The 19,999-nt window shown below is 70.2% G+C and carries 16 protein-coding genes and 1 tRNA gene; 16 read left to right on the top strand and 1 reads right to left on the bottom strand.

Features of this window, described 5'->3' with window-relative positions:
- Positions 1-214 precede the first annotated feature (214 nt).
- The 16 genes from LZ199_RS11050 (at position 215) to LZ199_RS10975 (ending at position 18,813) form a co-directional block, all read left to right on the top strand.
- Positions 215-2,695 carry an efflux RND transporter permease subunit gene (locus LZ199_RS11050; RefSeq protein ID WP_253993616.1) on the top strand — a complete coding sequence of 827 codons (2,481 nt, stop codon included), beginning with the start codon at positions 215-217 and terminating at the stop codon, positions 2,693-2,695.
- Positions 2,696-2,772: 77 nt separating this feature from the next.
- Entirely contained in the window at positions 2,773-3,225 is a 453-nt protein-coding gene (locus tag LZ199_RS11045; RefSeq protein ID WP_253993615.1) for an Erp protein, read from the top strand.
- A 125-nt stretch (positions 3,226-3,350) separates the two neighbouring features.
- A complete protein-coding gene (locus LZ199_RS11040) occupies positions 3,351-4,064 on the top strand; it encodes an MOSC domain-containing protein (RefSeq protein WP_253993614.1) in 714 nt (237 codons plus the stop codon).
- Positions 4,065-4,373: 309 nt separating this feature from the next.
- A complete protein-coding gene (locus LZ199_RS11035) occupies positions 4,374-4,904 on the top strand; it encodes a hypothetical protein (protein WP_253993613.1) in 531 nt (176 codons plus the stop codon).
- A gap of 494 nt (positions 4,905-5,398) precedes the next feature.
- On the top strand, positions 5,399-5,854 hold the full coding sequence (locus LZ199_RS11030; RefSeq protein WP_253993612.1) for a hypothetical protein: 456 nt from the start codon (positions 5,399-5,401) through the stop codon (positions 5,852-5,854).
- A gap of 248 nt (positions 5,855-6,102) precedes the next feature.
- Positions 6,103-7,377 carry a hypothetical protein gene (locus LZ199_RS11025; protein WP_253993611.1) on the top strand — a complete coding sequence of 425 codons (1,275 nt, stop codon included), beginning with the start codon at positions 6,103-6,105 and terminating at the stop codon, positions 7,375-7,377.
- Between the two features lie 70 nt (positions 7,378-7,447).
- Positions 7,448-9,577 (top strand): glycogen debranching protein GlgX, encoded by a 2,130-nt coding sequence (gene glgX, locus LZ199_RS11020; protein WP_253993610.1) that lies wholly within the window; start codon positions 7,448-7,450, stop codon positions 9,575-9,577.
- Positions 9,578-9,816: 239 nt separating this feature from the next.
- Entirely contained in the window at positions 9,817-10,467 is a 651-nt protein-coding gene (locus LZ199_RS11015; protein ID WP_253993609.1) for a class I SAM-dependent methyltransferase, read from the top strand.
- 103 nt (positions 10,468-10,570) lie between these two features.
- Positions 10,571-10,954 carry a nuclear transport factor 2 family protein gene (locus tag LZ199_RS11010; protein ID WP_253993608.1) on the top strand — a complete coding sequence of 128 codons (384 nt, stop codon included), beginning with the start codon at positions 10,571-10,573 and terminating at the stop codon, positions 10,952-10,954.
- 37 nt (positions 10,955-10,991) lie between these two features.
- On the top strand, positions 10,992-11,759 hold the full coding sequence (bla, locus tag LZ199_RS11005) for a subclass B1 metallo-beta-lactamase (RefSeq protein ID WP_253993607.1): 768 nt from the start codon (positions 10,992-10,994) through the stop codon (positions 11,757-11,759).
- 258 nt (positions 11,760-12,017) lie between these two features.
- Positions 12,018-12,977 (top strand): hypothetical protein, encoded by a 960-nt coding sequence (locus LZ199_RS11000; protein ID WP_253993606.1) that lies wholly within the window; start codon positions 12,018-12,020, stop codon positions 12,975-12,977.
- A gap of 319 nt (positions 12,978-13,296) precedes the next feature.
- A tRNA-Ile gene (locus LZ199_RS10995) sits at positions 13,297-13,368 on the top strand.
- 333 nt (positions 13,369-13,701) lie between these two features.
- Entirely contained in the window at positions 13,702-14,826 is a 1,125-nt protein-coding gene (locus LZ199_RS10990; RefSeq protein WP_253993605.1) for a slipin family protein, read from the top strand.
- A gap of 168 nt (positions 14,827-14,994) precedes the next feature.
- On the top strand, positions 14,995-16,812 hold the full coding sequence (locus tag LZ199_RS10985; RefSeq protein ID WP_253993604.1) for an acyl-CoA dehydrogenase: 1,818 nt from the start codon (positions 14,995-14,997) through the stop codon (positions 16,810-16,812).
- 111 nt (positions 16,813-16,923) lie between these two features.
- Complete coding sequence (locus LZ199_RS10980) at positions 16,924-17,502, top strand: hypothetical protein (protein ID WP_253993603.1); 579 nt, start codon at positions 16,924-16,926, stop codon at positions 17,500-17,502.
- Positions 17,503-17,607: 105 nt separating this feature from the next.
- The gene (locus tag LZ199_RS10975) at positions 17,608-18,813 is read left to right on the top strand and encodes a hypothetical protein (RefSeq protein WP_253993602.1); all 1,206 of its coding nucleotides are present in this window, start codon (positions 17,608-17,610) and stop codon (positions 18,811-18,813) included.
- Positions 18,814-18,836: 23 nt separating this feature from the next.
- Here LZ199_RS10975 and LZ199_RS10970 read toward each other — a convergent pair whose 3' ends face one another.
- Positions 18,837-19,943 carry a putative NPN-dependent ornithine cyclodeaminase gene (locus LZ199_RS10970; protein WP_253993601.1) on the bottom strand — a complete coding sequence of 369 codons (1,107 nt, stop codon included), beginning with the start codon at positions 19,941-19,943 and terminating at the stop codon, positions 18,837-18,839.
- Positions 19,944-19,999 lie beyond the last annotated feature (56 nt).

The following is a 19,999-nucleotide window of genomic DNA, read 5'->3' as shown; positions in this document are numbered from 1 at the left end:
CTGGAGGGCAGACGACCGGGCGGCGGGCACTGCATCACCCGCGCCGAATCCCCACGTTCCCGACCACATGGGGCCGCTGACGCGGACACCCGAGGGAGGGGAAGCCGTGCCGCCTTCCACGCCACCGGAGAGTCCGGGGCCTGGAGAAGCGGACCGCCTGCCGCGACGGATGGATTCGGAGCCGACCACATCGACACCTGCCGAGCGCCGCTGGATGCGGCGCGTGGAACGGGGCCTCGGGGCCCTGGCAACACGCAGTCACCGGCGGCCCATTCTCGCCCTCGGCATCGCCCTGCTCCTGGCGGCGGTCGGGGGCTTCTTCGCCCGAAACCTCAAGCTCAACGCCAACCTGGTGGACCTGCTGCCTCACTCGTTCGCGAGCGTGCAGGACCTCCATGAATTGGAGACGCGCTTCGGCGCGCTCGGCTGGGTGGCGGTGGTGGGCGAGGGAGGCGACACCGAGTCGCTGCGCCGCTTCGCCAATGACCTGGCGCCCAAGCTCCAGGCGCTGCCGGGCATCCGCTTCGTGGAGAAGGAGCGCACGGGCGCCTTCTTCAGGGACAGGGCGATGTACTTCCTGTCGGAAGAGGACCTGCGAGAGGTGCACCGTCGGCTCGCCGCGCGGCTCGCGTGGGAGCAGCAGCAGGCCAATCCGCTCTACGTGCAGCTGGTGGACGAGCCCGCGCCGTCGCTCGACTTCTCCGACCTGGAGGCGAAGTACGGCGGCGCCGCGGGGCAGAAGCTGTCCTCCGCGACGGACGACTACTACCTGGACGCGAAGGCCCGGCGCGTCGTCGTGCTCGTCAAGCCGGAGATGACGTCGGCGGACCTGGCCTACTCGCGTCAGGTGGTGGACGAGGTGCGCGGGCTGCTCGACGCGCAGGACCTGTCGAAGTACGGCGCCGACTTCCGGGTGGAAATCACCGGCACCTTCCAGAAGAAGCTGGACCAGCAGCAGCAAATCATCCGCGACATCGCGGTGTCGTCGGCCGTGGCCATGGCGCTGATGCTGCTGTACCTGCTCTTCCACTTCCGCAGCGCGCTGGCGGTGGGGCTGGTGCTGACGCCGGTGGGCGTGGGCCTGGCGTGGACGTACGGCCTGGTCGCCCTGGTGTACGGCCAGGTGAATCTCTTGACGGGCTTTCTGGGAGCCATCCTCGGCGGCCTGGGCGTGGAGCACGGCATCCACCTGCTGGGCCGCTACCTGCATCTGCGCACGGAGGGCGAGTCCTCCGAGCAGGCCACGCGCGAGGCCTTCACCCACACCGGCGGCGCGGCCCTCGTCTCCGCGCTGGTGGCGGCGCTCACCTTCTTCGTGCTGGGCACCTCCCAGCTGCGCGCGTTCCGCGAGTTCGGCGTCATCGCTGGAATCGGCATGCTGGTGCTCATCGCCGCGTACGTGCTGGTGCTGCCGGCGCTCCTGGGCCTGACGGCGCGCTGGGGCTGGCGTCCCAAGCGGGCGTCCGTCGCGCCGCGCGCGTCTCCCTTCGGGGCGGTGCTGGTGCGCCACCGCTTCATCATCACCGCCGTCTCCGCGGTGCTGCTGGTGGGGCTGCTGACGCAGGTGCCTCGGGTGCGCTTCGACTACAACTTCGGGACGCTCGAGGACCAGGACCTGCCCTCGTTCGTGCTCGACCAGCAGGTGAACAAAATCATCGGCTATTCGCAGACGCCGATTGTCGTCCTCACCCAGGGCCCCGAGGAAGAGCACGCGATGGCGACCGCCCTCGCCCGGCGTCAGCGCGAGCGGGGCCCGGACTCCACCATCGACTTCGTGGCCTCGCTGTCGTCGCTCGTGCCCCAGGACCAGCCGAAGAAGCAGGCCGTGCTCCAGGACATCCACCGCCTGCTGGAGCGCGTCCCGGAGGAGCGCCTGTCCGCGGAGCAGCGCGCGCAGTTGGTGGAGCTGCGCCGGCAGAGCGAGGCCCGGCCCTTCACGCTCGAAGACCTTCCGCCCAGCGTGCGCCAGCAGTTCATGGGCCGCGAGGGCACGCCCGGCAGCTTCGTGCTGGTGTACCCGGCGGTGAATCAGTCGGACGGGCAGGCGGTGCGGGCCCTGGCGCGTGAGGTGCGCGGTGTGGCCACTCCCGATGGCGAGCGCGTGTCCGCGGCGGGCGAGGCCATGGTGATGGCGGACCTGCTGGACATGGTGACGCACGAGGCGCCGCTCATCCTCGGCGGCACGACGCTGGCGGTGCTCCTGGCCATGTGGATGACGCTGGGCGGGCTGCGCATGGCGGTGCTGTGCCTCTTGCCCACGGTGGTGTCCTTGCTCGTGCTGATTGGCCTGATGCCGCTGATAGGGATGGAGTTCAACTATCTGAACATCCTCATCATCCCGGTGCTCATCGGGACGACGGTGGACGCGGGCGTGCATCTGCTGACACGCCTGGCGTCACCGGGCAGCGACTTCGTGGAAGTCTATTCGGAGACAGGCCGGGCCATCTCCGGGGGCCTGCTGACGAGCGCCATGGGCTTCGGCGCGCTCTTCCTGGCCAGGCATCCAGGCCTGAACTCCGTGGGGGCACTGGCCAGTCTGGGCTTCGCCACCAATCTACTCGTCATGCTGGTGGCCTTTCCCGCGCTGCTGCTGGTGCTGACCGAGCGACGCCAGCGCCGTCACCGGGCGCGAATGGATTCGGAGATGAAGGAACGGGCGGCGGGGACTCCAGGTCCCGAGCATGCCACCCCTTGAAACTGACGTAACGCACAACCCACGGAAGGAGGCAGGCAATGGCGATGCACATGAGGCGGTGGATGTGGGCGGGTGCCATGGCGGGTACCCTGGCATTGGGCACGGCGTGCAGCTCCACGGAGGCCCCCATCGTGGTGGCCCAGGCGGACACGAGCACCGCGGGACAGCAGCCCGCGACGGGCGGCTCCGGGAGCACGACGACTCCCGACACGATGACGCAAGACCCGATGACGGACCCGACGCAGACGTCGCCGTCCACGCCGGGCACGGTGCCGGCCACGCCGGAGCAGAACCCCGGCAGCACCACGACGATGCCGGGCGACACCACCACCACGGCGCCGGGCACCACGACGACGGCCCCGGGGGCCACGCCCACGTTCGACGGTGACGCGGGCATGGGCGGCTCGGGCGCGGTGCCGGGCACCACGGACGACAACACGGGCGTGGTGCCGGGCACCGCGGACGACAACACCTCCGGCACCTTCACTCCGCCCGCGGGCGGCGCGGTGATGGACGGCGGAACCTTCTGACGCCACGCGTGTCACCCGGTTGACGGGGCGGGAGCGGCCTTCCACGGCGGCTCCCGCCCCGCGTCATATGTAGAGCGGCGCCTCCACTGGACAGCGCCCGCCGCGCCTGCTTTGTGGCGCGAGTGATGGACACCGAGCTCCCCCGCATCCTCTCGCTTCACGTGGGCCTGCCCCGCGAGCTCGGCACGCCCGGTGCCGTGGCTCCGCTGGAGCGGCCGTGGACGAGCGCCATCCACAAGGAGCCCGTGGAGGGACGGGTGTGGCTGTCTCGCACGGGGCTGGCCGGAGATGGCCAGGCGGACCTTCGCGTGCACGGCGGCGTGGAGAAGGCCGTGCTCGCGTACCCCGCCTCGCACCAGGCCTTCTGGCGCGTGCAGCTGGCGCGGGAGGACGTGGGCCCGGGCGCCTTCGGTGAGAACTGGGTCGTCTCCGGCGGCGCCGAGGACAGTGTCTGCATTGGCGACGTGCTGCGGGTGGGTGGCGCGCGCGTGCAGGTGTCCCAGCCGCGTCAGCCGTGCTGGAAGCCCGCGCGGCGCTGGCGGCACCAGGAGCTGGCGATGCTGCTCCAGCGCACGGGGCGCACGGGCTGGTACTACCGCGTGCTGGAAGAGGGCGAAGTCCAGGCGGGCGACGCGCTGGAGCTGCTGGAGCGCCCCTTCCCCGTGTTCACCGTCGCGTTCGCCAACCGGGCCATGCACGAGCACCGGCGGGAGGACGCGGCGGCGCTGGCGGAGTGCCCGTTGCTGGCGCCGGGGTGGCGCGAGTCCCTGCGCCGCCGCGCCCAGGGAACTCGAGGGGATGACCAGCCCCGGCTGGTGGGCCCGAACAAGGACGGCTGACTCAGGCCAAGCCTTTCTGCACCCGCGGCACGGGCAACCCCATACCACCGTGCAATGAATCACAACGCATCACCCGCGGCGCCCCGTGGGTGGGAAAGCCCACAGGGCTTCGATGCCGGCCCCTGGACCCGAGGCCCGGCTGAAGCACGGTCCCGCACTGACAAGGGGCCGCACGTCCAGCCTCCTGCCTCTGGCTGGGGAGCAGGCAGCCAGAGGAGCGTCCCCTGCAAGCCGCGATTTGGCTGCTCAGGTTCTCGACCAGCAGCAGCCAGCCACACCAACCCAAAACTTTTCAGTGGGAGAACCACCATGAAGAAGTTCCTGAAGACGAAGCTCGTCCTGGGTTCGCTCGCCGCCGGCGCTCTCGTGTTTGGCACCGCCTGCAAGTCCGACTCGAGCGCGAAGCGCGACGACACCACGGCGCCGACGACGACGGACACCGGCACGGGCACTACGACGGGCACCGACACGACGACGCCTCCCGCGGGCACGTCGCCGGACCCGGGCACGGGCGGCACGGGCATGGATGACCCGACGATGAGCCCGCCGCCAGCCACGGACCCCTCCGTGGACCCGGGCACGGGCGGCACGGGCGTGGATGACCCGTCCATGAGCCCTCCCTCCGGTCAGGACCCGACGCTGAACCCGCCGACGGGCCAGGACCCGACGATGGACCCGGGCACGGGTGGCTCGGGCACGCTGGACCCCGCGGATGACACCGCCATCGACCCCGGCACGAGTGGGGATGGCGACCTGACGCCTGACTCCAGCAACCGCGAGGACCCGTACGCGCCCGACACCAGCACGACCCGCGAGCCGGAGTCCGGCCGCAAGCAGTAGCTCCGCGCTGGATTCGTGAGCACACGATGCCCGCGCCCCGACCGGCGCGGGCATCGTCGTTTCCAGCGCGCGGCGCCCTGAAGCCCTCCCCCGACAGCAAGAGGCCCCCGCCCTGGTCGGACGCGGGCCTCGCACTCTCCACGGCGTGACGCTCAGGACACGCTCGTCCCGGGGTAGCGGCCGGGGTCCGACTGCGGCTCGATGATGAGTGGGTCCGTATCCGCCCCCGGGGTGCCCCCGGCCCCGTGCCGGGGTCCAACGTCGGCGGAGCGCGGCGCGGTGAGGACTCGTCCTCGATTCCCGCCTCACGCTTGGGGATGGTGGGAAGGGCATCGGGCGGAATGTGCAACACGTCCTTCTTGCTCATGACGGCCTCCTTTCCCCGCAACGTGGGGGTCCTCCAGGCTCCGGGCATCAAGGGCCTGCTTGAATGGCCGCTCAGGTGTTGGCAGCGTCCCCGCCGGAAACCTTCTCAACCCCGGAGCACTCCCGCCATGCGCCGTCTCCTCACGGTCCTCGCCGTCCTCCACCTCACCGCCTGCGCCACCACCCACACCAATGACCCGGGCAACCCCGCAGGTCCCGTCCCCCGCCCCGTGCCGCCCGACGCCAGCGAGTCGCGCCGGCTGGGTGCCGAGGCCGACAAGCTGCTGGAGGATGGCCGCTACGAGGACGCGCTCTTCCTCTACCGCAAGGCGTGGAACGACGGCTTCCGCCACCCGGACGGCCTCTACTACGCGGGCGTCATCGCCGCGCGCGCGGGCAGCCAGGACGAGTCCATCATCTGGCTGGGGCGCGCCGCCGACGCGGGCTTCGCCGCCACCGAGTCGCTGACCACCGAGCCCTCCCTGGAGCCCGTGCGACAGCACACCGACTGGGCCCGCATCGCGGAGAAGGTCGCCGCCAACGCGCGCAAGGACGCGCCCGCCGCCACCTCCACGCAGAACTGAACCTCTCTTCAACTTCCGTGGCCCTCACGCCTCCGGGCCACGGAAGGCCCTTCACTGAAAGCCATTGCGGCAACGGCAGACAGGCGAGCGGGCGGCGGACTGCTCGCTCGTGCCTCCGCGCGACGTGGAGCACGGGCCGGCAGGGACCCAGGGTCGGTGGCACCTTCAAGGTGAAACGCGCTTTCCTGACAAGGCCCGGAGACATGTCGAGTCCCCCCGCACCCTGAATCCAACCCGAGAGAGGCGTGATGAGTGTGAAGTTGCTGCTGGCCGGCCGGCGTGGAGGCGATGTGCCCTTCACGTCGTCACCCGACAATTCGCGCGCCTGGCTGGGACAGGTGGAGCAATGGTTCCAGGAGAACGCCAGGGAATGGCTGGAGAGCAGTCACGTGAGTACGGGCCCGCACGGGGCGCCGCTCTTGCGCCTGCGATTGCATCCGGCGGCGGGTGAGGTCTCCATCCTCGCGGCCAGCGGCGCGCGTGTCGTCATCTCCGCGGAGACGACGGCGGTGGGCCCGGGCTACCACGTCTTCCTCTGTGATTTGCTCAAGGCGATGGGGCAGGCGTTGCACCTGCACTGGGCGGAGGCCGACGAGGCGATGGGCGTGGGAGACCCCACGGGCTACTTCCACACGGACGACGCGGGCCCGGTGGAGGTGCACATGCTCGCGTGGCTCCAGGAGTCCGTGGGGCAGGTGTTGCGCCTGCGCAGCCGGGGGCAGTCGGGCTTCGCGATGTCGATGCGCTTCGGCCACACCTTCGAGTACCCCGGCGCGCTCCTGACGCCCCTGGGCCCCCGGGACGAGCGCTGGATGCGGCGCGTGTACGAGGACCCTCGCGTGGGCATGGATGTGTTCCCCTGGTGGAAGCAGGGCGTGGGCGCGCAGGCGCGGCTGGGCCGGGCCCTGTGCCGGCTGTGGACGGAAGTCGTCTGGCGCCCGCCGCTGCTGAAGGAGGAGCGCCGGCTCATGCGCGAGGTGGCGCGCGCGCTGGAGCTGGCGTGGCGGGAGGACCCGGAGCTGGCGTACCCGTGGCGCGAGTGGCGCGAGGTGCTCGGCTACCTGGGCGTGGGCGGCACGCTCGCGGAGCTGGTCCACCGGCACGCGGCGTTCCACGCGGCGAAGGGGCCGCCCATCGGCTACCGGCGAGGCTCCGTGCAGGTGGCGCTGCCGGCCGGGTGGGAGATTCGAATCCCGGGCTCGCTGGCGGAGGCGCACCTGGAGGACGGCACCTGGGTGGCCAGGGACCATCGGCGCAGCGTGCGCTTCGTCCCGCTGGAGGACGCGACGGAGGACGGCCTCGTCCCCACCACGGCGGAGCGCCGGGCCATGGAGCTGGAGCACCGGGGCGAGCGGGTGAGCGGCCGCGCCTCGCTGCACATGGAGCCGGGCGAGTGCCGGCTGACGGCGGTGTGCAGCTCGGGCAGGCACCGGGCGCTGTGCGTGGTGAGCTTCGACGACCCGGAGGAGGAGGACTGGGCGCTGGGGACCTGGCGCTCACTGGACCACGCTGTCGCTGCCTGACGGTTGCCGGTACGCGAGGGCCATCCCACATTCAGCGGGCAATTTCCTGGAAGAGGAATCGAGAGCCCGTATGAGCAGGGAAGTCTGGCCGGGCAAGCCCTGGCCGCGTGGTGCCACCTTCGACGGCACGGGAGTGAACTTCGCCGTCTTCTCCCAGGTCGCCACGCGCATCGAGGTCTGTCTCTTCGACCCCGCGAATCCAACGAAGGAAATCGAACGTTTCCCGCTGCCGGAGGCCACGGACTTCGTCCACCACGGCTACGTGCCGGGCCTGGAGCCCGGGACGCTGTACGGCCTGCGGGTCCACGGCCCGTATGAGCCGGCGAAGGGGCACCGCTGCAATCCGCACAAGCTCCTGGTGGACCCATACGCCAAGGCCCTGCACGGCGATGTGGACTGGAAGCAGCCGGTGTTCGGCTATCCGCTCGGCAACCCCCAGCAGGACCTGGCGCGCGACGAGCGGGACAGCGCGGCGGGGGTGCCCAAGAGCGTGGTGGTGAGCGACTACTTCGACTGGGGGAATGACCGGCGGCCGGAGATTCCCTGGCGCAAGACGGTCATCTACGAGGCCCACGTGCGCGGCCTCACCATGAAGCACCCCGACGTGCCCGAGCACCTGCGCGGCACCTACGCGGGGCTCGCCTCGCCGCCCATCATCGAGCACCTCCAGAAGCTGGGCGTCACGTCGGTGGAGCTGTTGCCCATCCATGCGTTCGCGGACGACTCGTTCCTCAACGACAAGAAGCTGTCCAACTTCTGGGGCTACAACACGCTCGGCTTCTTCGCGCCCGAGCAGTACTACGCCAGTCGCAAGACACCGGGCGCGGCGGTCGCCGAGTTCAAGGCCATGGTGCGCGCGCTGCACGCCGCGGGGCTCGAGGTCATCCTCGACGTCGTCTACAACCACACGTGCGAGGGCAACCATCTGGGGCCCACGCTGTCGCTGAAGGGAATCGACAACGCGAGCTACTACTGGCTGATGCCGGACGCGCGCTACTACCTGGACTTCACCGGGTGCGGCAGCAGCGTCAACGCGTCGAACCCGAACGCGGCGCGGCTCATCGTCGACAGCCTGCGCTACTGGGTGAACGAGATGCATGTGGACGGGTTCCGCTTCGACCTGGCCACGGTGCTCGGGCGCACGGGGGAAGGCGGGTTCGACCCGAGGGCGGCGCTGTTCCAGATTCTCCAGCAGGACCCGGTGTTGAGCCGGGTGAAGCTCATCGCGGAGCCGTGGGACGTGGGACTCGGCGGCTACCAGGTGGGCGGCTTCCCCGCGCCGTGGCGCGAGTGGAACGGCAAGTACCGGGACGCGCTGCGCCGCTACTGGAAGGGCGACGAGAACCAGGCCAGCGAGGTGGGCTACCGGCTGACGGGCAACTCGGACCTGTACGCGGAGGCGCGGCGCAAGCCGCAGGCGAGCATCAACTTCGTGACGGCGCACGACGGCTTCACGCTTCATGATTTGGTGACGTACAGCCAGAAGCACAACGAGGCGAACGGCGAGCACAACCGCGACGGCGCGGACGACAACCAGTCGTGGAACTGCGGCGTGGAGGGCGAGACGGAGGACGCGGGCGTCGTCGCCCTGCGCGAGCGGCAGAAGCGCAACCTCCTGGCCTCGCTGTTCCTGTCCACGGGCGTCCCGATGATTGTCGCGGGCGACGAGATGGGGCGCACGCAGCAGGGCAACAACAACGCCTACTGCCAGGACAACGAGCTGTCGTGGGTGGACTGGAAGCTGGACGCCCGGCGCGAGAAGCTCCTGGAGTTCACCCGGAAGCTCATCCACTTCCGACACCGGCAGCCGGTGTTGCAGCGGCGGCGCTACTTCAAGGGCACGCACCTCTGGGACTCCGAGCACAAGGACCTGGCGTGGTTCCGTCCGGACGGGACGGAGATGAGCGAGGAGGACTGGAAGAAGCCCTTCGTGCGTTCGCTGGCGTTCCTGCTGGGCGGCGACGCCATCCCCACGCCGGACGAGCGGGGCCAGCGCATCATCGGCGACGCGGTGCTGGTGTTGCTCAACGCGCACCATGAGGCGGTGTCCTTCACCGTGCCCGCCGTCGCGACGGGCCACCGGTGGGAGCTGGTGCTGTACACGGAGGATGACGCCCGGGGCGGGGAGAAGGTCGCACCCCAGGGGAAGTTCGAGCTGGTGGGCCGCGCGATGGCGGTGTTCCGGCAGGTCGCGGACTGAGCCACGCGGGAATGCACGGGGCCTCGTCGTCCGGGCGAGGCCCTGTCGCATCCCGGACACGCCCTGGAGACAGGCCGAGACGCCACGACGGTGCGAAGTTCTGCCCAGGCTGTGGCGCGCGGAGACCTGGATGACTCGGCGGTGGAGGCGTCCGCGTTCATCGCGGGACGTTCGCCACACGGAGTGTCCGCGTGTGTTCCACGCCCTTCGGGCCCTCCTCGTGCATAGGCTGCGGCGCCATGTCGCGGGATGCGCAGGAAGAGGACGTGAAGCAGGTGTACGGAGAGATTGCCTCGGCCTACGAGGTGCTCTTCCCCGTGCTTCATCGGTATGAGGGCCGAGTGGAGCGCTTCCTCGCGGAAGCGGTGACGCCGGGGTGTCGGGTGCTCGACGTGGGGTGCGGACCGGGGCTCCACACGCGGGGCCTGGATGCGTCCATCGACGTGGTGGGAGTCGACCTGTCTCCGGAGATGCTGGAGCTGGCGCGACAGGGACGGCCCGAGGGCGCGTGGCACGTGCACAGCTATCACCGCCCCTTTCCCGAGGAGTGGGGCCGCTTCCAGGTGGTGCTGGCCATCGGCTGCCTCGACTTCTGTGAGGACCTGCCGCGCGTGCTGAGCCATCTCGCCGCGACGTTGGCGCCTGGCGGGCGGATGTTGTTCACGGTGCTGGAGCAGCGGCCCGGGTTCGAGGGACACGAAGCCTCCACGCGCGAGGTGCAGACGGCGGGCCCCGCGGTGACGCTGCATCTGTATTCCTTCGAGGACACGGCTCGCGCCGTCGTGGAGGCGGGGATGCAACCGCGCGACTACGTGCATGCCCCGGGTTGGGTGCAGCTCGCCGAGGAGCGGACGATGTGGTTCGGTTGGTGGGACGTGGAGCGGGGATAGCGCCGCCGCGATGGAATTGACACGCCCCGCGAGGGTGGCCAAGGCAAACTCGCGGCGCGACAGACCCCGTCGGGTCTGGCATCGAGACAAGGGAGCACCACGGATGATGACGGAAGAAGTCCTCCTTGCCGCCGAGGAGTCGCTGCGGCAGGCGATGCTCCAGGGTGACGTGACCGCGCTTGATGCGCTCATCTCCGACGACCTCGTCTTCGTCAATCACACCGGACAGGTGTTCGACAAGGAAGCGGACCTGGCGGCGCACCGCTCGAGGGCGCTGCGCTTGACGCGGATGGACATGTCGGCGCCCATCATCCGCTACCTCTCGGCGGGCGCGGTGTTCATCGTCAGCGCCTCCGTGAAGGGAACCCACGAAGGCACCGTGTTCGAAGCGCGGCTTCGCTACAGCCGCGTCTGGCAGTGGGTGGATGAGCGCCCCCAGGTCATCACGGGCCAGTGCACGGTCATCCTCGGTGGCGAGCCCTCATGAATCGCCCCCTCTTCCGCACGAGCGCAGAGCCCACGTCATGACCTCACAACGCCTTCGCGCCCTCGTCCTGGCGCCACTGCTGATGCTCGCTCCGGCCTGTACCTCGACACCCGAGCGCCCTGCCTCCACGGTGGCCACGCCGGACACGGGCCCGAGCGAGTACACGCTGGCGCCCGACGTCACCGTGCGCCGCATCGCCCCGGGCGTCTGGGTCCACACGACGCTGTCGGGCCCGGACTTCGGCCACCATCCCGCGAACGGGCTGCTCATCGAGGACGGCGCGGAGTCGCTGCTCGTCGACACGGGCTGGAATCCCGCACAGGCGGAGCACCTGTTGGCCTGGGCGAAAGACACGCTGGGCAGGCCCGTGCGCGCGGCCGTGGCGACGCACTTCCACGGTGACCGGACGGCGGGCATCCCTGTCTTCGTGGCACGGAACATCCCGGTGTACGGGCTGGAAGACACCGTGAAGCTCTCGAAGGAGCGTGGACGGCCCGCGCCCACGGAGACCTTCTCGGAGGCGCGGACGCTGGGGCCGGTGGAGCTGTTCTTCCCCGGTGCGGGCCATGCGCCGGACAACATCGTCGTGTGGCATCGGGACAGCGGCGTGCTGTTCGGTGGCTGCTTCGTGAAGGACGGCGCGGCGAAGGACCTGGGCAACGTGGAGGACGCGGACCTCGCGGCCTGGCCCACGAGCCTGGAGCGCACGAAGGAGCGCTTCCCCGAGGCCCGCATCGTCATCCCGGGACACGGTGCACCGGGCGGACCGGAGCTGCTGGTGCACACGCGGAATTTAATACCCTGAGCAGCACGAAGGACCCGCGTGACGGTGGAGCGCATGCTCGGCCGCCCCCTTCCTTCAAATCGGTTGAGGGTTGAGCGGCACACATGGAGTGGGTCGCAATCCGCTCGCTCGTCTGGTCAGGTCCGTTGAGCCGGAGACAAGCCCTTTGTGAAGGGAGGCTCGGCCGAGTAGGCGGGGCCTTCCATCGTTCCTACCGTGCTTGCGAATGGCGGTGCGGTGAAGCACGGGCCGGCGGTGGGATGGAAGGTGGGGGGGGTCATGAAGCATGTGGTCGCGGTGGTGGTCGCGGTGGCGGTCAGCGGGTGCGCGTCGGTGAAGGTGGAGCAGCGGGACGGTTGCTGGGTGAAGCAGGTGCGCAGCTTTCCCTCCAGCTTCAAGGAAGAAGTGGGTCCGTGCTCACGGCCGAAGCCGGAGTGGTCGAAGGACCGGGTCACGCGCCTGGTGCAGGAGTGCGTGATGCACGCGGACTACCGCTGGCAGAGCAGCGCGCTCGTGGCCTGGAATCGCGGTGAGCCGCTGCCGGTGCGCGAGCCGGACGAGAAGGTGCTCGAGGCGTGCATGGTCACCACGGAGAGGATGCTCTCGGCGGACAAGGAGGAACTGGAGCAGCGCCTGAGTGAAGTCTCCAAGGAGCGAGACAGCCTGCGCGCCAACCAGGAGCACGAGCGCGAAGCGTACCGGGTGAAGCTGGATGCGCAGCGCGACGAGGCCCAGGCGGCGCTGGTGGAGGAGCGCGAGCGGTTCCAGAGCACCATGGAAGAGCAGCGTGAGCACGCGCAGGTGAGCCTGGAACGGGCGCGGGACCAGATGCACGAGACCAACGGACGGCTGGCCACCGCGCTCGGAGAAGCAGCGAAGCGGCCCACGCCTTCGGCGGTGGCGACGGCCTCGTCCACCTCCACGAGCGAGGGCAAGGCGGACACGCGCAGCGACTCCAACTCGCGAGGCGACTCGCGCGCCCGGGGAGACTCCGCGACGCCGAGCAATCCCCGTGTGGCGAAGCCCACCGTGGCGACCCCCGCGACCATGTGCTCGCTGCCCTCCAAGAGCGCGAAGCAGACCACGTCCACCACGGCGGGCGAGTCGGACACGAAGAGCGAGCCCTCTATCTGCCAGCCGATGCAGCCCACGGAGCCCACGCCGTCCGCCACGCCCCAGGCACAATCGCAGACGGCCTCCTTGCCCCTGCTGTCCGTGCAACCGGGCGCGGCGGAGTAGCCATTCACCCGGGCGCGGTGACGCCCCCGCGCTCGTGCTGAGAAGCAACCCTTCCGCCCGAGCGCGGTGACGAACGTCCCGCGCTTCGGCGCAACGCCCGTTGTCAGCCTCCGCGTCACGGTGGCGTCCCTCGCCCCCGACGCATCTCCAGAGGTGTCACGGGTCTGTCCCTGGGCTCCCGAGTCTGGACGTGGGCGCTCTGCGCTCCCGTGCCGGGCAGGGTGTTCCCGGGTCCATCGTCCTCAGTGTCTCCCTCACATCGGGCGCGTCAGGCCGGCCGCCTTGAAAGCCATTTGAGCAGCCCCTCAACAGGGACTTCTCAGAACTAGCTCAATGGGAGAGCACAAGACTGATAATCTTGAGGTTGAAGGTTCGACTCCTTCGTTCTGAACCGATCTCGTAAATCGGCTCCGCCAGGAAGCTCCACCCCTAGCCGGTGAGCACGCTGGCCCACCCCGTCCACCCTCCCCCACCGCGAAGCCTCGCCGTCCGCCAGGGCGACAGTCCCCTTCCGCGCAGTCAGCGGCAGGTCCTGTCGTCGTCCGCGCCCGGCCCGGCCCGCGAGCGCGGGATGTGGTGACGAGGCAGGGCACGCAGTCAGCGCGCTCCACCCGCGAAGGGTGGGGCCTCCACTTTTCAGCAGTCCCCCGGGACGCGCGCTTCCTCGCGCCACCTCGCCTCCCGGGTTTCATCAAGTCCCCCCTCGGGGGAAAGGAGGTGCGCGATGAGCTTCTTCAAGCGTGTCGATGTCGTGCAGCACGAGCGGGCGTTCGTCCTCGTCGACGAGGTGCCCACGCGCTACCTCGTTCCGGGCCGCTACCGGCTCACCTACCCCTTCCGCAACGTGCGCATCGTCCGCGTCGCCACCGGCATGCCGCTGACCAACCTGGACACGGAGATGCTCGCGCTCGTGCCCCCGTCGGACCTCCAGGTCATCGAGCTGGGCCCCACCGAGCGCGCCATGCTCTACCACCGGGGTCGCCCCTCGATGTGGCTCGGCCGTGGTCAGCACCAGGTGTGGACGGTGGAGCGCCTCCCCAGCCGCGACTCCGTGCCCGCCTCCTCCGCCGTGAGCATCGAGCGCCTGGACACGTCCGGCGTGGCCACCACGCCCCTGCAGGACGACGTGCGCGCCAAGGTCCCCGCCAGTGACTACGTGGAGGCCACGGCCACCGAGGGCAGCGTCGTGCTGCGCTACGTGGACGGCACCCTGGACGCGGTGCTGCCCGCCGGCCGTCACGCCGCCTGGACCGTCGCCCGCAAGGTCCAGCTCGCCGTCATCGACCTGCGCGAGCGCCTGCTCCACGTCACCGGCCAGGAGGTGATGACGAAGGACCGCGTCACGCTGCGCCTCAACCTCTCCACCGCCTTCCGCGTCGCGGATGCCCGCCGGCTCGCCGTCGTCGCCCGCGCGCCGGATGACATCCTCTACCTCGCCATGCAGCTGGCGGCCCGCGAGTCCGTGGCCACGCGCACGCTCGACGAGCTGCTCGCCTCCCGTGAGGCCGTGGCCGAGGACCTCTTCGCGCAGGTGAAGGAGCGCGCGGAGTCCGTGGGCCTGGAGCTGCTGCGCTTCGGCATCAAGGACGTCGTGCTGCCGGGTGAGATGAAGGAGCTGCTCAACCGCGTCATCCAGGCCCAGAAGGAGGCCGAGGCGAACGTCATCACCCGCCGCGAGGAGACGGCCGCCACGCGCTCCATGGCCCAGACGGCCAAGGTGCTCGCGGAGAACCCGCTGCTCGTGCGCCTCAAGGAGCTGGAGGCCTACAAGGACCTCGCGGCCAAGGTCGGCCAGGTCCACCTGGTGCTCGGCGAGGGGGCGGTGCCCTCGCTCCAGCTCAAGGGCTGAAGCTCCGTCACACCGCTGAGCGAAGGGCCTCTGGGGCCGGTTCCCCGGGGGCCCTTCGTGCGTTCACGGCACCATGCGTCATGCACGCTCCGTGGGGCGGGCGCCGTGGCTGACTCGAAAATCAATCTCGGCTACCCTCCGGGCTTTCGTTCCCGTGAGGAGTCCGAGATGTCGTCGTCCGCGAACCACTACGTCCCCAACCTGCGCGATATCGAGTTCAATCTCTTCGAGTTCCTCGACATCGGCCGTACTTCCCTGGGGCGCGCGCCCTTTGGCGACCTGGACGAGACGTCCGCGCGGCAGATGCTGCAGACGTTCGCCGTGCTGTGCGCGAACGAGCTGGCGCCGTCCTTCGACGAGGCCGAGCACACGCCGCCCAGGCTGGAGAACGGCGAGGTGACGCTGCCTCCCGGGCTGAAGAAGTCCATGAACGCGTTCTTCGACGCGGGGATGCACCTGCTGGAGCAGCCGCCGCACCTGGGCGGCATGGGCGCGCCGCCGTCGCTGGGCTGGGCCGCGTTCGAGCTGATGGTGGGCGCCAACGCCTCGCTGGCCTTCTACACGCTGGGCAACCTGCTCGCGCGCATCATCGACCGGCTGGGGACGGACTCGCAGAAGCAGCGCTTCCTGCCGCACATGCTGGAGAAGCGCTGGGGCGGCACCATGGTGCTCACCGAGCCCGACGCCGGCAGCGACGTGGGCGCCGCGCGCACCAAGGCGCGTCCCGTGGGCGGCGACGTGTGGGAAATCGAGGGCGTGAAGCGCTTCATCACCAACGGTGACTCGGACATGTCCGAGAACATCATCCACATGGTGCTGGCGCGTCCGGAAGGCGCGCCTCCGGGCACCAAGGGCCTGTCGCTGTTCGTCGTCCCCAAGTTCTGGGTGAACGAGGACGGCAGCATGGGCGAGCGCAACGGCGTCGTCTGCACCAAGCTGGAGAAGAAGATGGGGCTGAAGGGCTCCGTCACGTGCGAGCTGACGTTCGGCGACGGCAAGCCCTCGCGCGGCCTGCTCCTGGGCGAGGTCCACGACGGCATCCGGCAGATGTTCTACATCATCGAGCAGGCGCGCATGGCGGTGGGCGTGAAGTCCATGGCCACGCTGTCCGCGGGCTACCAGCGCGCGCTGGCCTTCTCGAAGGACCGGCTCCAGGGCGCGGACCTGCTCCAGGCGCGCAACAAGCTGGCGCCGCGCGTGCCCATCTTCCAGCACCCGGACGTGCGCCGCATGTTGATGGCGCAGAAGGCGCACGCCGAGGGCATGCGCGCGCTGTGTCTCTACACGGCGGCCGTGCAGGACGGCGTGGAGCTGAAGGGCGGCCACCGCGCCACCGAGGCGGGCGAGCTGGACACGCTCAACGACATGCTGCTGCCGCTGGTGAAGGGCTACTGCTCGGAGAAGGCGTTCGAGCTGCTCGCGCTGGCGCTCCAGGTGCACGGCGGCTCCGGCTACCTGCAGGACTACCCGGTGGAGCAGTACCTGAGAGACCAGAAGATCGACACGCTCTACGAGGGCACCACGCACATCCAGGCGCTCGATTTGCTCATGCGCAAGGTGGCGAAGGACGGCGGCGCGACGCTGCAGGGCCTGCTGTCGCAGGTGCGCGAGACGGCCGAGGGCGAGCTGGGCGGAGGCGAGCTGCAGACGGAGCGCGCCGCGCTGGGCAAGGCGCTGGGGGATTTGGAGACGATGCTCGGCACGCTGATGGGCAAGCTGGGCGAGTCCGTCTACCACGTGGGCCTGCAGGGCAACCGCGTGCTGGCCAGCGTGGCGGAGCTGGTCATCGGCTGGCTGCTGGTGCGTCACGCGGGCGTGGCGCTGGAGCGGATGAAGAGCAACCCCGGCGACAAGGCCTTCTACGTGGGCAAGCTCGCCAGCGCGCGCTGGTACTGCGCGGAGGTGCTGCCCGGCCTCGCGCACGCCGCCCGCATGGTGGAGGCCGGCACGCTGGACCTGATGGACGTCCCCGAGGAGTCGTACTGAGGCGTGCTGTCCCCCGGCCGCACCCGTGGCCGGGGGAGGACACCTCGGGGGCCATCCCCCCGTCCTGACGGGGGAGACAGGGGTGGCCCGGCGTTCGCAATGAGAGTGGGAGTGATGCTCTCCGCCCTCACCGTCGCCTCCGCCGTCGCCCTGGGTTCTCCCGCTGTCGAGACGGGAGGACCGCTGGAGCTGGCGCGCTTCGCCGGCCACGTCGTCGCCTGCACGGAGGACGGCCTGGAGGTGCTCACCTCCTCCGGCAAGCCCGTGCGCGTCCTCTCCACCGAGGAAGGGCTGCCGAGCCCCTTCTGCCTCGCGCTGGAAGTCGCTGGGGAGCGGCTCTTCGCGGCGACCGACCTGGGCATCGTCTCGCTGGATGCCTCCTTCCGGATGGAGCCGGTGCTCGACGTGCGCTGGCACGCGCTACCCGACGCGGAGGACGCGAGCGAGGCCGAGTATGTCGAGCGGCTGGACGCACTCGCACGGACACTGCCCTCGGATGCGACCTGCACGGTGCTGACCTCACGCCATGCGGGCACGGCGGATGGGCGAGTGCTGGAGCTGGGCACCCACCGGGTGTGGAACGTCGACGGTCCGGTGCTGGCCGTCGTGGAGGAGCGCCGGGGAGTGCGTGTCGCGACGGAGGACGGGGTGTTCCTCATCGACACCGAGGGACGGCTGGCGACGCGGTAGCCCTCGCGCTCCCGCGCGAAAGCGAGACATCATCAGCCCATGGCTCGGGGAGGGTCCGTATGCCCATGGAGGGCACGTCGGGCCAGCGCCCTCTGGGAGCCACGGATGGGCAGACGCGCGATGCATGGACGGCAGGCGGCACTGGTGGTGATGCTGGCGGGGCTCTGGGCGTGTGGTGGCGAGGACGCGGTGAGGCGGGAGGACTTCGGCGGCGAGGTCGTCCAGGCGCTCTGCGCGCGGGCCCAGCGCTGTGGCGAGTACGCCCGCGCGAGCGCATGTGAAGAGGACATGCGCCGCTGGGGACGCGACGCCTATTGGGGGCTGGGGACGCGCTACGACGAGTCGCTGCGCACCGGCCAGCTTCGCTACGACGAGGGGGCCGCCCGGCGCTGTCTGGACTCCATCCGCGGAGGAAGCTGTGACTCACCCGCCCTGTCCGATGACGCGTGGCAGTTCGGCATCGAGTACGACGCGGCCTGCCGGGTGCTCGTGGCCCCCGAGTCCCCCCAGGACTGTCAGAGACACCTCGACTGCGGCGAGCAGGGGTACTGCGGCCACACGGCGGAGACCGCCTGCGAGGGCGCGTGCGAGGCCCGAGGCGCGGAGGGCACGCGGGTCGACCGGCCCTGGCAATGCGCGCCCGGGCTCGTGCTCGTGGGCGTGACGAGCACGTGCGAGCGGCCCCGAGAGGAAGAGGCCTCGTGTGTCGCCCAGCGCGGAGGGACGACCTACTCCCTTCCGTGCGCGCAGGGACTCTGGTGCGACTGGAACGGCTACCAGACATGCAAGCGCGTGGGCGTGGAGGGAGACGTCTGTGAGAACCTGGGCTACTACCCCTGCGGTCCCTCCCTGGTGTGCAGCGACAACAAGTGTGTCCGCTACGTGAAGGAGGGCTCCGCCTGCACCGCGCCGGCCTATGATGCAAGTGCCGGGTTCCACCTCGACGTGTGTCAGCGGGAGCTCTTCTGCGACGCGATTCCCGACGAGCTGGGGCTGTGCCGCCCGCGCCGCTCGGAGCTTCAGGAGTGTCGCCTCGACAGCGAGTGCTCGGACGGCATGCGGTGCAAGGACGCACGCCCCGAGGTGGGCCTCTGGGGCATCTGCGTGAAGATGGCGGCGCCGGGAGAGGCGTGCGACGACGAGGGCCGCTTCTGCTCCCGGGGCTACGACTGCGCCGAGACGAACTCCGGCTTGCGCTGTCTGCCCTTCGTCCGCGAGGGGGAGACCTGTGGCCCGCTGTCCGGTGTCTGCGACTCCAACAGCATCTGCGAGGCCCGATGCGTCTCCGCCGAGGCCGCCTTCTGCCGGTGAGCGGATGACGGGCTCGCGACGGCTCAGGCGCCCTTCGGTGCCTGGGCCCGGGCGGACAGCTCGCGCTCCACGTACAGCCGCAGGATGTGCATGAAGTCCTGGGCGTTGGTCACCACGCCGAACGCCTGGTGCGTGCCCCGGTCCTTCAGCTTGCTGACCACGAACTCGGACGAGTCCACGCAGATGGTGGCCAGCTCCCGCAGCGAGCCGTCCTTCTGCGTGACGAACGCGGGCAGCATGTTGCCGGTGGCGATGGCATGCAGCGCGGTGGCGACCAACACCGCCATGGTGGCCTTCACCGCGTGACGGCGCATGGCGTCCTGGCCGGCCACGTTGTCCGTCACCACGTCCGGCAGCGGCCCGTCATCGCGGATGGAGCCCGTCAGGACGAAGGGCACGCCGTGCGTGACACACGCGTGCATGATGCCGTTGGTAATCACGCCCGCCTCCACCGCCTTCGCGATGGAGCCCGCGGCGCGCACCTTGTTGATGGCGCGCATGTGCAGGCCGTGGCCTCCGGACGTGGCCTCCCCGGTGCCGCTCATTCCCAGGGTGGTGCCGAAGATGGACGCCTCGATGTCGTGCACCGCCACCGCGTTGCCCGCCAGCAGCGCGCCCACGAAGCCGTTGGCGATGAACCACGTCATGTCCGCGCGCGCCCGCGAGTGCACCAGCGCCGGCCCCGTCACCCACACCGGATAGCCGCCGCGCTCGCGCTCCTCCACCAACAGCCGCGCCATCTGCGCGTAGTCGATGGGCTTCTCGCGAGACACCTCGCTCGTCATGAACTTGAACTCGCCCTCGCCCCCGCCGCCCAGGTACGCCAGGTTCACATAGACGCCCTCGGAGCCGTCCTCCGCGTGCCCCACCACCACGCGCTCTCCGGCGCGGACGCGGCGGCCCTCGCGAATCCACAGCGTGCCCTGCTCGTCCAGCACCAGCGCGCCGTCCATGCGCGGCTCGCGCGGCATCCGCCACTCACCGCCGATGCGCACGTAGGTGGGCAGGTTCGTCGTGGTGAAGAAGCCCTCCGGCAGCACACCGTCCGCGGGCGCTGGCTGGAAGCGCGCGTCCGGACACCGGGAGAACCGCTCGACCGCGAAGTCAGGATGGGGAATGGAGGTGCTCACGCCGGCACCATGCGCGGTCCCACCCGCCCGGTTCAAGAACCTTGGCGCCGCCACGA

Source organism: Myxococcus qinghaiensis (assembly GCF_024198215.1).
GTDB classification, from domain to species: Bacteria; Myxococcota; Myxococcia; order Myxococcales; family Myxococcaceae; genus Myxococcus; species Myxococcus qinghaiensis.
The sequence above is the reverse complement of the archived record's forward strand: the minus strand, read 5'-3'. Positions and strand labels throughout refer to the sequence as shown.

Bases quoted from the DNA above. Each gene is read 5' to 3' on its own strand.
- LZ199_RS11035 (WP_253993613.1), top strand. From the start codon at position 4,374: ATGAAGAAGTTCCTGAAGACGAAGCTCGTCCTGGGTTCGCTCGCCGCC.
- LZ199_RS11030 (WP_253993612.1), top strand. From the start codon at position 5,399: ATGCGCCGTCTCCTCACGGTCCTCGCCGTCCTCCACCTCACCGCCTGC.
- LZ199_RS11050 (WP_253993616.1), top strand. From the start codon at position 215: ATGCGGCGCGTGGAACGGGGCCTCGGGGCCCTGGCAACACGCAGTCAC.
- bla (WP_253993607.1), top strand. From the start codon at position 10,992: ATGACCTCACAACGCCTTCGCGCCCTCGTCCTGGCGCCACTGCTGATG.
- LZ199_RS11045 (WP_253993615.1), top strand. From the start codon at position 2,773: ATGGCGGGTACCCTGGCATTGGGCACGGCGTGCAGCTCCACGGAGGCC.
- LZ199_RS10975 (WP_253993602.1), top strand. From the start codon at position 17,608: ATGGGCAGACGCGCGATGCATGGACGGCAGGCGGCACTGGTGGTGATG.
- LZ199_RS11010 (WP_253993608.1), top strand. From the start codon at position 10,571: ATGATGACGGAAGAAGTCCTCCTTGCCGCCGAGGAGTCGCTGCGGCAG.
- LZ199_RS11000 (WP_253993606.1), top strand. From the start codon at position 12,018: ATGAAGCATGTGGTCGCGGTGGTGGTCGCGGTGGCGGTCAGCGGGTGC.
- LZ199_RS11015 (WP_253993609.1), top strand. From the start codon at position 9,817: ATGTCGCGGGATGCGCAGGAAGAGGACGTGAAGCAGGTGTACGGAGAG.
- LZ199_RS11025 (WP_253993611.1), top strand. From the start codon at position 6,103: ATGAGTGTGAAGTTGCTGCTGGCCGGCCGGCGTGGAGGCGATGTGCCC.
- LZ199_RS10985 (WP_253993604.1), top strand. From the start codon at position 14,995: ATGTCGTCGTCCGCGAACCACTACGTCCCCAACCTGCGCGATATCGAG.
- glgX (WP_253993610.1), top strand. From the start codon at position 7,448: ATGAGCAGGGAAGTCTGGCCGGGCAAGCCCTGGCCGCGTGGTGCCACC.
- LZ199_RS10990 (WP_253993605.1), top strand. From the start codon at position 13,702: ATGAGCTTCTTCAAGCGTGTCGATGTCGTGCAGCACGAGCGGGCGTTC.
- LZ199_RS11040 (WP_253993614.1), top strand. From the start codon at position 3,351: ATGGACACCGAGCTCCCCCGCATCCTCTCGCTTCACGTGGGCCTGCCC.